The sequence below is a fragment of the Trinickia acidisoli genome, assembly GCF_017315725.1.
In the GTDB taxonomy this organism is placed as follows: domain Bacteria; phylum Pseudomonadota; class Gammaproteobacteria; order Burkholderiales; family Burkholderiaceae; genus Trinickia; species Trinickia acidisoli.
In genome coordinates this window covers 2682574-2698268 of record NZ_JAFLRG010000001.1, presented here as the reverse complement: position 1 = coordinate 2698268, position 15695 = coordinate 2682574, and the positions used below count along the sequence as shown (strand labels likewise).

Genomic DNA, 15695 nt, shown 5'->3' with positions numbered 1-15695 from the left:
CAAAGGAAGCACACCATGCATACCCCAACAGGGCCCTCGGGCCAGCCTGGTATGGGCCTGCCTACTGTCGGGCAATCGGTCGGCATCATCTTGATCGAAGACGACGACGGCCACGCGACGCTGATCGAGCGCAACTTGAGACGCGCGGGCCTGACGAACGGCTTTACGCGTTTCGCCGACGGCCAGGAGGCGCTCGATTACTTCTTCAGCGAGCCCTCGCAGTTCCTGCGCGACGAGATTCCGCCGTCGGTGATCCTGCTCGATCTGAAAATGCCGCGCATCGACGGGCTCGAAGTGCTGCGGCGACTGAAGGCGGACCGGCGCACGGCGTCGCTGCCCGTCATCGTGTTGACGACGACCGACGATCCGCGTGAAATCGAGCGCTGCTACGAGCTCGGCTGCAACGTCTACGTCACCAAGCCCGTCGAGTACGACGCGTTCATCGAGGCGGTGCGCCGCCTGGGGTTCTTCTTGCAGGTGGTCAAATTGCCCGCGGGCACTAGATGAGCGCGTACGCGCTGCTCGTCGACGACGACGAAGGGTTGCTGCGGCTTGCCGCTCGCTCGCTCCGGCGCGCGGGCTACCGCGTCGGTACCGCCGCGAGCACTTCGTCCGCCCGTCAGGCGATCGACGTCGAACCACCCGATGTGATCGTCGTCGACTATGCGCTCGGTGCGGCCGAGACGGGGCTCGATTTCCTGCGTGCGCTGCGCTCGCAAGGGCTCGTACTGCCCGCCATCCTCTGCACGGGGTTCGCCGACGAAGCGCGCGTGATCGAAGCGCTGCGCTCGGGCGTGGCCGACGTCGTGCCCAAGAGCGAAGGCTATCTCGACTACCTGCCCGAAGCGATCGAGCGCGTCTTGCGCGAGCGGCGCATCGAGCGCGAACTGGCGCTGGCGCAACGCGCCCAGGAGCGCGAGGCGCATTTTCGGGCGTTGGCGGAGGAGCGCGAGGCGCTGCTCGCCGCCGAACGCACGGCGCGCGCGGAAGCCGAGCGTGCGTCGCGGATGAAGGACGAGTTCGTGGCCACGCTCTCGCACGAGCTGCGCACGCCGCTCAATGCGATCGTCGGTTGGACGCAATTCCTGCTGCGCGACGCGAGCGTGTCGGAGTCGTTGCGCAAGGGGCTCGACGTCATCGATCGCAATGCCCGCGCGCAGGCGCGCATGGTCGACGACCTGCTCGATTTTTCTCGCATCCTCGCCGGCAAATTGCGGCTCGAGACCGAGCGCGTCGATTTGGTCGACGTCGTGGAGTATGTCATTCGGTCGGTCGGGCCGGCGGCCCAGGCCAAGGATATCCGCATCGTTTCGTCGCTCGATGCGGCGGGCGCCGTCATGGGCGATCCGTCGCGTCTGCAGCAGATCGTCTGGAATCTGCTCTCGAACGCCGTCAAGTTCACGGGCAAGGGCGGGCTCGTCGAGGTCAAGTTGCGGCGGGGTGCGAGCGAGGTCGAGCTGATCGTCGCGGATACCGGGCAGGGCATCACGTCCGAATTCTTGCCGCACGTGTTCGAGCGCTTCTGTCAGGAAGACGCCGGCATCGCGCGCCAGCATGGGGGGCTCGGGCTCGGTCTGTCGATCGCGCGGCAGCTCGTCGATTTGCACGGCGGGCGGATCGCGGCGGCGAGCGACGGCGCCGGCTGCGGTGCGACGTTCGTCGTCACGCTGCCCGCGACGGGCGCGGAGTTCACGCGCGAGCGCGACGGCGAGCGCGATACGCTCGCGCTCGACAGGCGGCCCGCGCTCGCGGGTTTGCGCGTGCTGGTACTCGAGGACGAGCCCGATGCGCGCGAGCTCGTCGAGCGCGTGCTGCAAGAGCGTGGCGCGACGACGCTTGCGTTCGCGTCCGCGTTGGACGCATTGGTCGCCTGCACGGCCGAGGCGCCCGACGTCATCGTCAGCGACATCGGCTTGCCCGGCGTCGACGGCTACGAGTTCATTCGGCGCTTGCGGACGTCGGAGGGGCAGCGTGGGCGTACCACGCCGGCTGCGGCACTGACGGCCTTCGCGCGCAGCGAAGATCGGCGCCGCGCGCTGCTGGCCGGATTCCAAACCCATTTGGCCAAACCGATCGATCCGCTCGAACTCGTCGTGGTCGTGGCGGCGCTGGCGGGCCGCACGACCTCGTTCATCGGCGACGCAGCGAGTTGAGCTGCGGCACGCTCAAAGCTCGATGCGCGTGCCGAGCAAGACGAGAAATTGGCGCAGCCACTCGGGATGGGCGGGCCAAGCGGGCGCCGTGACGAACGGCGCATCGGTCACCGCCGCGTCGACAGGGATATCGGCATACTCGCCGCCCGCGAGCCGAACCTCGGGCGCACAGGCCGGATAGGACGAAATGCGCTTGCCGCGGATCACGTCGGCGGCGGCGAGCAGTTGCGCCGCATGGCAGATGGCCGCGATCGGCTTGTTGTTCTGCGCGAAATGGCGCACGAGTTCGATCACTTTCGGATCGAGGCGTAGATACTCGGGGGCGCGGCCGCCGGCGATCGCCAGCGCGTCGTAGCTACCGGCGTCGACCTCGTCGAACGTCGCATTCAGGGCGAATTGGTGGCCCGGCTTTTCCGTATAGGTCTGATCGCCCTCGAAATCGTGAATCGCCGTCTTCACTTTCTGGCCGGCTCGCTTGCCGGGGCACACGGCGTCGACCGTGTGTCCGATCGCCTGCAATGCCTGGAACGGCACCATCGTCTCGTAATCTTCTGCGAAATCGCCCGTCAGAAACAGAATCTTCTTTGCGGCCATGACCTTCTCCTTCTCGGGTGAGGGGAATAAACGTCGATAGATCCTAGGACGAAGCGGGCAGTGTACTCCTCGCGCATGATCTTTATTCGAACGGCATGAGCGAGCGCCGCCGGTGTCGCAACGCGCTCGCCGTTCATGGGTTGGGGTTGCGGACGAGGTGAAATGTAATTATGATAGTTACAGTTTTGGTCGACCTTCAGCGATGAACACGAGCAGCCGATTCGCCTATGCGGTTCACATCCTGGCGCTGCTGTCGTTGCAGCAGGGTGAGCCGCTATCGTCCGAGATCGTCGCGGGCAGCGTCAACACGAATCCGGCGCTGATCCGCCGGTTGCTGTCGATGCTTGCGCAGGCCGGGCTGACGACGTCGCAACTGGGCGCAGGCGGGGGAGCGTTGCTGGCGCGCGCACCCGGCGCGATCAGGCTCGTCGATGTCTATCGCGCCGTCGACGAAGCGCGCTTGTTCGGGCTGCACCGCGAGGCGCCGAACCCGGCGTGCCTCGTGGGGCGCCATATTCAGCAGGTGCTCGTCGGTATCGTCGACGACGCGCAGCGGGCCATGGAGGCTTCGCTCGGTTCGCGTACGCTCGCCGACGTGACAGCCGGCTTGATCGAGGCTGAAGGTGCAATGAGTGCGGGAGAAGCAGGGTAGTTGCGATGGTTCGGTTAGCGCACGGTGCAACGAATCGTCGGGTTGGCTGACGAGCGTTACTGAAGTGGGTTGACGTAAGCGAGAGGCACGGCCTCTCTTTTTTGATCACAAAGTGTAACTGAAAGAGTTACATAAAACACGATAGGAGTTTTCGATGCAACGACGTTTGAAGATTGCGCTGTTCGGCGCGACGGGCACGATCGGGTCGCGTATCGCCGCAGAGGCGCTCGCGCGCGGGCATGAAGTTACGGCGATCGTTCGCCGTCCGCGGCCGGTCGAAGGGGCGCCGCAGTTGACCGTCGTCCCCGGCGATCTGTTCGACGCGGCCGCGAGTGCGGCGCGAGTGGCGGGCTTCGACGTCATCGCGAGCGCCTATGGTCCGTCGCACGACAATGCGTCGAAGGTCGTCGAGGCGACGCGCTCGCTCGTGGCGCTCGCACGTGCCGCCGGCATCAAGCGGCTCGTCGTTGTCGGCGGCGCGGGCTCGTTGGAGGTGGCGCCGGGCAAGCAACTCGTCGATACCGAAGGGTTTCCCGACGCCTACAGGGCGGTTGCGCTCGCGCATCGCGAGGCGCTTGCGCTCTATCGGACGGCGGACGACCTCGACTGGACGTTCTTTGCACCGGCCGCGATGATTGCCCCGGGCGCGAAGACAGGCACGTTCCGCACCGGCGCCGACGCGCTGATCGTCGACTCCGACGGCAACAGCAAGATTTCCGCCGAAGACTACGCGATCGCGTTCGTCGACGAGATCGAGGCAGGCCGCTTCGTGCACCGCATCGCTACCGTCGCGTACTGACCGGGCTTACGTGCGCGGCCGGGCGTGCGACGTGCGCGCAATCGAGTCAGTGGCGCCCCGCGCTTGCCGCGGATTCCAGATCGGTCGGCACGAGGCGATTGACGTGCGTGGTGATGCGCTCACTCGGCACGCCGTAGACATGCAAGGACACAGCGGGCCGAGTGCCGCCGTTGGCGAGCCGATGGATGGCGCTCAGGCCTGCACGCACGTACGAAACGGCGCCGGCCTCGCGCGCTTGCGTGCGCATGGGGGCCGCGCGGTCGGCCGCCTCGCTCCAACCGTAGAGCGTCTCGTGAAGCACGCCGTCGAGCACGGCATAGCCGCACCAGGTGTGATGGCCGTGTACCGGGCTCGCTTGGCCGGGCTGCCAAACGAGCGCGGCTACCGTATAGCGATCGCGAGGGTCGGCGATCAAGAGATGGCGTCGATAGCTGCTGGCTGCGCCTTCGCGTTGCGCGGGCGTGAGCAGGTCGTCTTCGGCCGCCGCTTGGGCAAGCGCGGCGCGCATGAGGCGAGCAAATTCGGGGCAGGGCGATCGCGCAGGGTCGAGCCCCCGCGGCACGGCCGCGAACGCTTCGTCGAACGCGTCGCGTAACCGATCGACTGCCGACGCCGCGGCGTCGAGTGTGGCAATGGTGCGCGTTGCGGCGTGCTCGTGCGTGTGCAGCGGTGCCGCGGCATGCGCCGGGTCGAGCGAAACGGATTCGAAGTTGTGGGTCATGGCCGTTGGCGGGGACGGCCTGAGCGGGGCTGGCCGTCGAGTTCTATCGATGGCTATTTATATCGTTTTGTCGGTAAAAAGAGTTTCCCTATAATTCCTCGATCTGACTAAAAAATAGAAAAAATTTCTATGAGAGGAATGTGATGGGAATGGATGCTATCGATCGAAAGCTCGTCGAGCTGTTGCAGGCCGATGCAACGCTGCCGATCGCCGAACTCGCCAGCCGCGTGAATCTCTCGCAAACGCCCTGCTGGAAGCGTGTGCAGCGGCTCAAGGAAGAAGGGGTCATTCGTGCGCAAGTGGCGTTGTGCGACGCGCGTAAGCTCGGTGTCGGCACCACGGTGTTCGTCGCCGTGCGCACGAACCAGCATACGGAGGAATGGGCGCGCCAGTTCGTGCAGGCCGCGCGCGACATTCCGGAGATCGTCGAAGCGTACCGGATGAGCGGCGAGACGGACTATCTGCTGCGCGTGGTCGTGTCCGACATCGACGATTACGATCGCGTCTACAAGCAATTGATCCGGGCGGTGCCGTTGTTCGACGTCAGTTCGAGCTTTGCGATGGAGCAGCTCAAGTACTCGACGGCGCTGCCGGTCAGGTGACAGGTGACGTGCGCGCCGATGCGCGTAGAATGCCGGCTTTCATCCCGTCTTTTTTTGCTCTGCCGCGCTTTCGCGTGCTGCGAGCCTTCATCCATGAACGATCCGCAACAATCGAACAAATCGAATCCCACGACACGCGTTGCCGTGCTTATCGTCGTCATCGTTCTGATCGTGATCGCCACGTTCGTTTTCAATGCGATCAAGGGCAAGCGCGCCTACGACGAGCAAAACGCGGCTGCTGCGTCGTCGGCCGCGGCCCTGACGGCCAGCGGCGCGGCTGCCGTGAGTCCTTCCGGCGCGTCGCAGTAAGTCAGGCCGGCGCGCGGCGAGCGCGCTTCGTTCGCCCGCGTCATGCCTGCGGCAGGTGAATCGCGCCCGCATCCTTGCGTATCAGAAACGAGGCGGCCAGCATTTGCTTGCATTGCAGCGCGAGCAGCTTGATTTCGCCGACGAACTCCACCGGCTGCGTGCCGGCGCGTTCGACGTCCACCACCATTGCATCGAGTTCGCGCGTGAGTTGCTTCGTCGTCTCGGGCTGATCCGCGGGCGGGGCCTCGCCGGCTTGCGCGCGCGTCAGATTCTCGCGTACGGCCGTGAGCGCGCGCTGTAGCGCTTGCGAGCCGTCGGGTTCGCGCTGCGCCATGCTACGCAGCAACGGCGCGGCCGCCGTGATATGGGCGGCCAGCACGTGGCTTTGCACGAGCAAGTCGTTGAGCTCGGGCACGAACCGCTGCTGCGCCTTGGGCTCGAGCATCATGCGCCGGAACGCCTGCGCCAGATTCGCGAACGCGATGTGAACGTTCTTGCGCGCGAGCCGATAGCGGAAGTCGCGCTCGTCCGGGCCGGCCGATTCGGGCGCCGACGGCGTCGCGCCCACATCCCCCACCGCCGAGGCGGCACCTGCGCCTTGGGCGGCGGCACGCGGCGCGTTGCCCCACCACCAAGCGCTTTCGAGGTATTGACGCGTCGCGGCGAGCACGTCCGTCACGAGCTTGCCCATCAGCCGATACTCCCAGTACGGGAACAGATGGCTCGCCGCAACGGCGAGTGCGCAGCCGATGGCGGTGTCGATCGCCCGCTCGCCGATGATGCGCATGCTGCCCGGCGCCAGCAGGTGGAACAGCAGCAGCACGTACGACGAAGTGAACACGACGCTCGCCGCGTAGTTGAACAGCAGCAGGCTGTAGCTCATCACCATCGATGCGAACATGAAGACGAGCAGCACCGGCGGCGCCTTCACGAACCAGATCAGTGCGAGGCTCGCCGCGCAGCCGATCGCCGTGCCGACGATCCGCTGCGTATTGCGTTGCTTCGTGAGCGAATAGCCGGGCTTCATGATGATGAGCGTCGTCATCACGATCCAATACGCGTTGGTGAGCGGGAGCAGGCGCCCGAGCCAAAAGCCGATGGCCACGGCGATCGTCACGCGCAGCGCATGGCGAAAGCTCGGTGACGCCATCGTCAGATTCGAGAAGATTTGCCGCAGCGGCACACGCCGGCCCGACAAGAATCGCATGAGCGTATGGTCGATGCGCATCTCGGTGCGCACGCTCGGCGTTTCGCTCGCGAGGCTCTTTTTCATCTTGTCGATGAGGCGCACGGCGCTCCAGAGGCGTCGGAACGTGGCCGATGCCGCCGCATAAGCCTCGGGATTGCGCTCGGACAGCCCTTGCTTGCGCATGAGCTCGATCTCGTATTCGATCGCGCGCATTTCGGCCTTCATGTTGATGCGCGAGGCGGGCCGCCTATTTTGCAGCACGGCGAGGCCGATTTCCTCGAGATCGCCCGCCGCTTTGCGGATCAGGTCGCGGAAGAACAGCATCAGATCGGCATTGCCGAACGTGCTGCGCATGAGCGGGTAGTCGGTGTGCGCACCGACGAACAGTTCATGTAGATCGACCGTGTTGATGAACAGGTTGAACAGCGTCACGCGGTTCGGGTCGAGTTTGCCGCGCCTGAGTTTGGGCAGGTTGCGCAAGACGATCGCGCGCGCGGCGTCCTGTATTTCGACGGCCGTCGTCTGTTTTTCAACGAGATGGCGGTAGCAGTCGTCCAGGTTTGCATCGATCTCGTAGAAATCGGCGCGCGCGAGCAGGTAGTCGGCGCTCGCGAAGACGTTCTCGGCCAACGCCTGTTTTTCGATCCGGTGCGCCTGCCATTGCGAGACCAGCGTCGCCCAGTACGTGTACCACAGGCCGCCTAGCGCAATCCACCCCGCGTTGGTCAGCGCCTCGAGCGGCGTGAAGTGGTCCTCGAGCGTCATCACCATCATGAACAGCGTCGCGAAGCTGATTTGCGGCCAGCGGTTGCCATAGGCGACCGCCAGCGATAGCGCGAACGTCAGCGCGACGACGGTGGCCCACAACGCGACGACGTTGAACGTCGCCAGCCCCGTTGCGAGCGCCGACGCGAAGCCGAGCACGCTGCACACGAGCATTTCGTTGTGCTTGTACTTGAGCGGTCCGGGCATGTCGACGACGCAGGCGCCGAGCGCGCCCGTCGCGATCGTGAAGCCCAGGTCAGCCTGGTGGAATACGACGAGACACAAGACGGCCGGCAGCGAAACGCCGATGGCCATGCGCAGTCCACCGAAGAAATATTGGCTGTAGAGAAATTTTTCGATTTCTTTCGAGTAGCGCATCGATCTCGAGGCGGGCAGCGGAAAGCGGACGGCATGAGGGGATTGGCGTGGAAGTCTAACGTATTTCATGTACGCCGGACATGGCCGCTCGGGGCCGCGTCTTGCGCCACGCGGCCGCGCGCGTGGCCGCGCCGCCAAGCCGCGCGCGGAGCGCCCGGCGCCTTTGCTATGCTGACGCTTTTCGTTGCCCGCCTGCGCGCGCTTCGGGTCGCGCCCAACTGCAAAGGGTTCATGCTTCAGCTCATTTATTCGAACCGCTACGAAACGCTCGTTCAAGCGCTCGTCGATGACCTCGACGCGATGCCGGCCGATCCGTGGACGAGCGAGGCGATCGTCGTGCCGAGCGCCGCCGTGCGCCGCCGGCTCGAACTCGAGCTGGCTTCGCGCCGAGGCATCTGCGCGAACGTCGATTTCAGCTACCTCGCGCAGTGGCTCTGGACGCAGATCGGCGGCGTCATCGACGTGCCCGCGCATTCGCCGCTCGGGACGGAGCGCCTTGCCTGGCGCTGCTATCGCCTGTTCGCGCAAGGCGTGCACGGTCAAGGCGGCGCGCGCGAAGCCGAAGCCGCCGCGCCGGCCGCGTGGCTCGACTCGCCGCGCCTGCGCAGCTATCTGGACGCGGCCGACGCACCGATGCGCTACGAGCTTGCGCGGCGCGTGGCGACCGTCTTCGATCACTACCTGACCTATCGCCCCGAGTGGCTTGCGCGCTGGCAGCGCGGGCAGTCGATCTTCGAGGCCGGCCCCGGCGAGGTGGCGCCGTCGCGGCTGTCGAGCGCTACGGTTGCCGCGCGCGAAGACGAGCGCTGGCAGGCTGCGCTCTGGCGCACCGTGCTGGCCGAGCTCGCGCAGGGGAACGGCGCGGGGAGCGCGGCCGAGGCGGCACCGCCCGCTCACCGGTTTCTCGAACTTGCGCGCACGCTGGATCTCGACGCCGTCATGCGCGCACGTTGGCCCGCGTCGGTCAGCGTGTTCGCCTTGCCGACGATCGCGCCGCTCCACATCGCCTTGTTGCGCGAGCTGTCGCGCTGGATCGACGTGCGGCTCTACGTCATGAACCCGTGCCGGCAGTTCTGGTTCGACATCGTCACCGAAAAGACAGCGCTCGCGCTCGAGGCCGCCGACGTGCTCGACTATCACGAGGTCGGCCATCCGCTGCTGGCCGAGTGGGGCCGGCAGACGCAGGCGCAGTTGCATTTGCTGCATGAATTGACGGAAAGCGCTGCCTCGGGCGAGGCGACGCGTTTTGCGCCGAACGAAGCGACAAACTGGCTCGCGCGCGTGCAAAACGCCATGCTCGACTTAGTGCCGGAAGTGCTCGGCGAAGCGCCCGGCGGCGGGGGCGACATCGGCTGCGATCTCGACGCGGCGGCCGACGACAGCGAGCGAGGCATCGAAGTCCATGTTTGTCACAGCTTGTCGCGTCAGCTCGAAGTGCTGCACGACCGGCTGCTCGGCTGGTTCGACGACGCGCGCTCGGGCGGCGGCGACGCGCTGCCGGGGTTGCGCCCGTCGGACGTGCTCGTCGTTTGTCCCGATCTCGCGACGGCCGCGCCGCTCATCGATGCGGTTTTCGGCACGACGCAAAGCGACGAGCGCGGACGCATTCCCTATCGCATCACGGGCCTGCCTCCGTCGCAGGCCAATCCGATCGCTCGCGTACTGCTCGACTGGCTGGCGCTCGCCGAGCGCGGCGTGTCGGCGCCGGAGTTGGTCGAGTGGTTGCGCGTCGATGCGGTCGCGGCGCGTTACGGCATCGACGCCGTGGCGCTCGACACGGTTCAAGGGTGGCTCGCGGCGGCCGGTGCCCGGCGCGGGCTCGCGAACGAGGTGCCCGCGGGCGACGAATCGCGCGTCGCGCAGGCCGCGGCACCCGCGCGCCATACGTTCGCCGATGCGCTCACGCGGCTCTTTCTCGGCTATGCGATGCCCGACGACGGCGCGCCCGTCGATGCATGGCTGCCGGTCGCGGGCGCGCGCGGGGCCGATGCCGAGCTGCTCGGGCGGCTCGCGTGCTTCGTCGACGATTTATACGGCTTCGTTAAGCGCTCGCGCGAGACGCTGACAGGCGACGAATGGGGCGCGCTGTTGGCCGATCTACTCGTGCGCTCGTTCGATGGATCGCCGCCTTTCGCCGATGCGCTGGCGAACGTGCGCGATGCCGTCGAGAAGGCGCTCGAAGCCATGCGCGACGGCGCGTATGACACGCAGGCGCCGGCCGCGGTGTTGCGCGCGGCGCTGACCGTTGCGCTCGACGATGCGGCGCATGGCGGTGTGCCGTGGGGCGGCGTGACGTTTTCGTCGCTGACGAGCTTGCGCGGCTTACCGTATCGCGCGATCTGCTTGATCGGGATGGACGATGGCGTCTTGCCGAGCCTCGCGCGCGCCGACGAGTTCGATTTGATGGCGGCGCTGCCGCAACTGGGCGACCGCCAGCGTCGCGCCGATGAGCGCAACTTGTTCCTCGATCTGTTGCTCGCCGCGCGCGAGCGCTTCTTCGTCAGCTACACGGGGCGCAGCATTCGGGACAACGCGCCGCTGCCGCCCGCGGCGCTCGTCGACGAACTGCTCGATCACCTGGCGCGGGCGAAGGCGGGCGAGGGCGCGGCGCCCGAGGTGCTTCAGGCGGCGCGCCGCTCGTTCATCGTCGAGCATCCGCTGCAGCCGTTTTCGTCGGCCTACTTCGACGGCGCGCGCGCGCTGTTCACCTACGACGCCGAACGCGCGCGTCTTGCTTCGCGGCTGGCCGCCGACGCGGAACCCCTCGCCGTGCCGTTCTTTGCCGCGCCGTTGCCGATCGAGCCGGTCGGGCCCGTTTCGTTCGTCGATTTTCAGCGATTCTGGCAACACCCCGCGCGCGCGCTGCTGCGCGAGCGGCTCGGCGTCGTGCTCGAGAAGGCGCAAGGCGAGCTGCTCGAGGTCGAACCGTTCGAACTCGATTACGCGGGCCGCGATGCGCTTGCCGACCGGTTGCTGCCGCGGCTGATCGAGCGTGACGACGACGCGGCGCACGCACGCGCGTGGCGGGTCGCGCAAACGAGCCCCGAGTTGCCCGCCGGGGCGACGGGCGACGTGCTCAAGCGGAGCGAACTCGGTGCGCTCACCCGCCTCGCGGGCGACGTGCGCAAGGCGCTGGCGGCGGGCGCATCGCGGTTGCCGTTCGCGCTGCACGTCACTGCGCGCTGGCCCGATACCGACGGTGCCGCACTCTTCGGCGAGCACGACGCGGCGCTGCGCGACGCGCTGCTCGATGCGGCGCCCGTGCATCTGCAGGGCACATTGAACCGCGTGACCGATGCCGGCCAGGTGCTCTATCGCTATGCGAGCCCGAATGCGCGCGAGTATTTGAACGCTTGGCTCGCGCATCTCGCCTATTGCGCCGCGCAGCCTCAGGGGCCGTGCCGCACGATCTGGTACGGCGCTGCCGATCGCTTCGCGTTCGCGCGCGTCGAGGCGCCGCTCGATCACCTTGCGCCGCTCGTCGCGCTGTTCGTCGCGGGGCGCCGGCTGCCGTTGCGCTTCTTTCCGAGGAGCGCGTGGGCCAAAGCGAACGGCGCGGATTCGGACGCGCTCGGCGTGTGGATCAGCGACCGCGTGCGCGGCGAATCGGACGACGCGGCGCTCGCGATCGCTTGGCGCGGCGTCGAGTTGACGCTCGACGAGCCCTTCGGCGCGCTTTCGCGCATCGTGTTCGAACCTTTGATCGCGCATCTGAGCGGAGGCGACGCATGAGCGAGCACGATTGCCTCGCCGCCGAACCGCCGCCGCCGGAGCCGCTCGACGTCTTCACGTGCGCGCTTGCCGGCGTCAATCAGATCGAGGCCTCGGCCGGTACGGGCAAGACGTGGAACATCTGCGCGCTCTACGTACGGTTACTGCTCGAGCGCGACCTGAACGCCGATCAGATTCTCGTCGTCACGTTCACGAAAGCGGCGACGGCCGAGTTGCACGAGCGGATTCGCGGCCGTCTCGCTGAACTCGCTCGCGCCATCGAGCTCGACGACGACGGTGGCGACCCCTTCGTCGCGCAACTGCTCGCGACGACGCTGGGCCCCGAAGGGCTCGATCGAGACTTGGCGGGTAAGCGCATCCGGCGCGCGTTGTCGACCTTCGATCAGGCTGCCGTCCACACGATCCACGCCTTCTGCCAGCGCGCGCTGCAAGAGGCGCCGTTCGCTGCCGCAATGCCGTTCGCGTTCGAGATGGAGGCCGACGACGCATCGCTTCGATTCGAGCTGGCCGCCGAGTTTTGGCGCGAGCGTGTCGAACCGGTCGCGGGCGCTTATCCGGCCTTCGCGGCATGGCTCGTCGCACGCGGCGCGAACCCGTTGGAACTCGATGCGCAGCTCGCTCGCCGCTTGAAAAAGCCGCTCGCACAGTTGCGCTGGGGGCATTCGGGTACGACGCCGCCGACCCTCGAGCCCGAGGGCGCGGTCGGCGAGGACGATGGGGACGATGCGCGGACGCGTTTCGATGCCGCATGCGCGCTGTGGCGCGACGAGCGCGAGTTCATCGAGCGCGTGCTCGACGACGCGCAGGCCGCACTCAAGCAGACGACGCACAAACGCGAAGCGGTCCGTACGGCGCTCGATGCGTGGAGCCGGTATTTCGCCGAAGGCGACTGCCACGCGCCGCCGCCGCGCGAGGCGCTGAAGCTGACGGCGACGGCGCTTGCAAAGGCGGCCAAGGTCAAGTTCGCGCCACCCGAGCATCCGTTCTTCGCGTTGGCCGACACGCTTGCCGCGGCCGCCGAGGCGGCCGAGGCGGCGCATCGGCTGCGCTGGCTCGCGTTGCTCGCGCTCTGGCTCGAACAAGCGCCGCCGGCGCTGGCCGCCATGAAGCGCACGCGACGGCTCGCATCGTTCGACGACTTGCTCGCGAACCTGCACGGCGCGCTCATTGCACACCCGTGGCTTGCCCAGACGCTGAGGGCGCGATACCCCGCCGCGCTCATCGACGAATTCCAAGATACGGACCCGCTGCAGTTCGCGATCTTCGAGCGCATCTTCGCGAGGCCGGGCAACGACGGGCAGGCAGGGCCGCTTTTTCTCGTCGGCGATCCGAAGCAAGCGATCTACAGCTTCCGGGCAGCCGATCTGCACACTTACTTAGCCGCACGCCATGCGGCGACGGCGCGCTACACGCTCGCCGTCAACCAACGCTCGACGGCGTCGCTCGTCGCCGCGTGCAATCGCATCTTCGGCGCCAATCCGCGCGCGTTCGTGCTCGAGGGGCTCGACTACACGCCCGTGCACGCGGCCGAGCGCCCACGCGCGCCGTTCGTCGACGCCGCCGATCCCGCGCGTTCGCACCATGCCGACGGCGCGCTGCGCGTCTGGATGCTGCCCTCGGGCGAGGCGGCGCTGCTCAAGCGCGAGGCGCACCGGCAGGCGGCCGAGGCGTGCGCGGCCGAGATCGCCCGGTTGTTGCGCGGCACGCGTGAGGGCAGCGTTGCGCTCGGCGCGGCGGTGCTGGCGCCGGCCGACATCGCCGTGCTCGTGCGCACGCACAAGCAGGGCAGCTTGATGAAACGCGTACTCGCCGCTTGGGGCGTGGGCAGCGTGGAGCTCGCGCAGTCGTCGGTATTCGCGACGCTCGACGCCGAGCAGCTCGAACGCGTGCTGGCGGCGGTCGATGCGCCCGGTGATTTAAGGCGCCTGCGGGCGGCGCTCGCGGCCGATTGGTTCGGGCTCGATGCGCACGCGCTCGCGCGGCTTGCGCAGCTCGCCGATGCGCCGGCGTTGGCGCATGCCGACGAGGCGACGGCTTGGGTCGAGCGATTCTCGCGCTACCGGTCGCTCTGGCTCGATCGCGGTTTCGCGACGATGTGGCGCACGATGACGCGCGAAAACGGCATCGGCGAGCGCCTCATCGCGGGCCGCGACGGCGAGCGGCGGCTCACGGACGTCAACCATCTGGCCGAGCTCGCCTCCGCCCGCGCGGCCGTGCACCACGGCATCGCGCCGACGTTGCGCTGGCTCGCGGCCGAGCGCGCGCGCGGCGGCGGCGAGGAAGCGCAATTGCGGCTCGAATCGGATCGCGATCTCGTGCAGATCGTGACCGTCCACAAGTCGAAGGGGCTCGAATATGCCGTCGTCTTCTGTCCGTTTCTAGGAGATGGCGCACGTAGGGTCGGAGCGAGCACTGGCCTGCCCGATGCGAGCGAGTATCACGACGATGCGCAAGCGGGCTCGCGCGCCGTGCTTCATTACGGCTGCGAAGGCGACGATGCCGAGCGTGCCGACCGCGAGGCCGCGCGCGAGGAGGCGGCCGAGCGGGCACGGCTGGTCTACGTTGCGCTCACACGGGCGGTTCACCGCTGCTACCTTGTCGCCGGCGCTTATGTCTCGTCGCGCTCCACCAAAGAGTCGCGTCGCAGCGTGCTGAACTGGCTCGTCGCCGGCGACGGCCGCGCGTTCGACGCGTGGTCCGACGATCCGCCGGAGGAAGGCGCGATCGAGGCGGCATGGGCGTCGCTGGCCGACGGCGCGATCACGCACGCGCCGCTGCCTTCGCCGCAGCGGCGCGTGCCGCTCTCGCGCGAGGCCGCATCGAGTCGCCGCTTCGAGGCGCGCACGTTGCGCCGCGCGTTGAAGGAGAGCTGGCGCATTGCGAGCTTCAGCTCGCTTGCAGCCGCCGGCGCGCGGCACGCGAGCGAGTCGCTCGACGACGAACCGAGGCCCGATCACGACGCGCTCGCCGCCGCCCAGCAGGAGGCGAGCGCGGCGGCCGAAGCGGCTTGGCTGCCGCCGCAGCCTGCGCTCACGGCCGCCGAATTGCTCGTGGCCGACGACATCCTCGCTTTTCCACGCGGCGCGGCAGCGGGCGAATGCTTGCATCGGATGTTCGAATTGGCCGATTTTTCCGACGCCGCGACGTGGCCTGCCGCTATCGAGCGCGCGCTCGTCGAGCGGCCCGTCGCCGCTGATGCAGAAACGGCCGCGCGTCTGCCGGCGATGATGGCGCGGCTGATCGCCGACGTTACGGCCACCGAGGTTGCTGCGGGCCTCACGCTCGCGGCGCTCGATCCGGCGCGTAGGCTGACCGAATGGCCATTCCTGTTCGCGTCGCCGGCGCTCGATTTGTCGGCGTTGCGAGGCTTGCTCGTGTGTCACGGTTATCCTGACGTCGCGCTCGAAGCGGGGACGCTGGCCGGCTACGTCAAAGGGTTCATCGACATGGTGATCGAGCACGACGGCCGTTTTTGGATCGTCGATTGGAAGTCGAATCATCTCGGCGCGAGTTCGGCCGACTACGGCGCGGCGCCACTCGAAGCCGCGATGGCGCACCATGCATACCACTTGCAGGCGCTGCTTTACACGGTCGCGCTGCATCGCTACTTGAAGACGCGTCGCCCGGGCTACGACTACGACGCGCATATCGGCGGCTATGCCTATCTGTTCGTACGCGGTGTGCGTCCGTCGTGGCGCGACGGTGCGGTGCCGGCGGGCGTGCATGTGCGCCGGCCCATGCGCGAGCTGATCGAGGCGCTCGATGCAATGATGCGCGCCGGGCGGACATCATGAGCGCAAC

The 15695-nt window shown here is 67.5% G+C and carries 11 protein-coding genes; 8 read left to right on the top strand and 3 right to left on the bottom strand.

The genetic code is table 11. From position 1 onward, the window contains the following. Nucleotides 1-15: 15 nt before the first annotated feature. Nucleotides 16-507: a response regulator gene (locus J3485_RS12275; RefSeq protein WP_242538557.1), complete on the top strand. Its 492-nt coding sequence runs from the start codon at nucleotides 16-18 to the stop codon at nucleotides 505-507. Continuing rightward, nucleotides 504-2153 carry an ATP-binding response regulator gene (locus J3485_RS12270; RefSeq protein WP_206952720.1) on the top strand — a complete coding sequence of 550 codons (1650 nt, stop codon included), beginning with the start codon at nucleotides 504-506 and terminating at the stop codon, nucleotides 2151-2153. Before J3485_RS12275 ends, J3485_RS12270 begins: the two co-directional genes overlap by 4 nt. Before the next feature lie 12 nt (nucleotides 2154-2165). On the opposite strand, the gene J3485_RS12265 is transcribed toward J3485_RS12270, so the two are convergent. Further along, on the bottom strand, nucleotides 2166-2747 hold the full coding sequence (locus J3485_RS12265) for a DJ-1/PfpI family protein (RefSeq protein WP_206952719.1): 582 nt from the start codon (nucleotides 2745-2747) through the stop codon (nucleotides 2166-2168). Nucleotides 2748-2949: 202 nt separating this feature from the next. Here J3485_RS12265 and J3485_RS12260 point away from each other — a divergent pair, with 202 nt between their 5' ends. After that, the gene (locus J3485_RS12260) at nucleotides 2950-3399 is read left to right on the top strand and encodes an Rrf2 family transcriptional regulator (protein ID WP_206952718.1); all 450 of its coding nucleotides are present in this window, start codon (nucleotides 2950-2952) and stop codon (nucleotides 3397-3399) included. A gap of 154 nt (nucleotides 3400-3553) precedes the next feature. Continuing rightward, nucleotides 3554-4198, top strand: a complete 645-nt coding sequence (locus J3485_RS12255) for an NAD(P)-dependent oxidoreductase (RefSeq protein ID WP_206952717.1) — start codon at nucleotides 3554-3556, stop codon at nucleotides 4196-4198. A 46-nt stretch (nucleotides 4199-4244) separates the two neighbouring features. Here J3485_RS12255 and J3485_RS12250 read toward each other — a convergent pair whose 3' ends face one another. Beyond that, a complete protein-coding gene (locus J3485_RS12250; protein WP_206952716.1) occupies nucleotides 4245-4919 on the bottom strand; it encodes a cysteine dioxygenase family protein in 675 nt (224 codons plus the stop codon). A 149-nt stretch (nucleotides 4920-5068) separates the two neighbouring features. On the opposite strand from J3485_RS12250, the gene J3485_RS12245 reads away from it, so the two are divergent. After that, a complete protein-coding gene (locus J3485_RS12245; protein WP_508616729.1) occupies nucleotides 5069-5521 on the top strand; it encodes an Lrp/AsnC family transcriptional regulator in 453 nt (150 codons plus the stop codon). Between the two features lie 93 nt (nucleotides 5522-5614). Continuing rightward, complete coding sequence (locus tag J3485_RS12240; protein ID WP_206952714.1) at nucleotides 5615-5830, top strand: hypothetical protein; 216 nt, start codon at nucleotides 5615-5617, stop codon at nucleotides 5828-5830. Between the two features lie 40 nt (nucleotides 5831-5870). Here J3485_RS12240 and J3485_RS12235 read toward each other — a convergent pair whose 3' ends face one another. Beyond that, nucleotides 5871-8162: an FUSC family protein gene (locus J3485_RS12235; RefSeq protein ID WP_206952713.1), complete on the bottom strand. Its 2292-nt coding sequence runs from the start codon at nucleotides 8160-8162 to the stop codon at nucleotides 5871-5873. A gap of 231 nt (nucleotides 8163-8393) precedes the next feature. On the opposite strand from J3485_RS12235, the gene recC reads away from it, so the two are divergent. Both recC and recB read left to right on the top strand, forming a co-directional pair. Beyond that, the gene (gene recC, locus J3485_RS12230) at nucleotides 8394-11894 is read left to right on the top strand and encodes an exodeoxyribonuclease V subunit gamma (RefSeq protein ID WP_206952712.1); all 3501 of its coding nucleotides are present in this window, start codon (nucleotides 8394-8396) and stop codon (nucleotides 11892-11894) included. After that, nucleotides 11891-15688 carry an exodeoxyribonuclease V subunit beta gene (gene recB, locus J3485_RS12225; protein ID WP_206952711.1) on the top strand — a complete coding sequence of 1266 codons (3798 nt, stop codon included), beginning with the start codon at nucleotides 11891-11893 and terminating at the stop codon, nucleotides 15686-15688. The genes recC and recB overlap by 4 nt, the downstream gene beginning before the upstream one ends. Nucleotides 15689-15695: the final 7 nt, after the last annotated feature.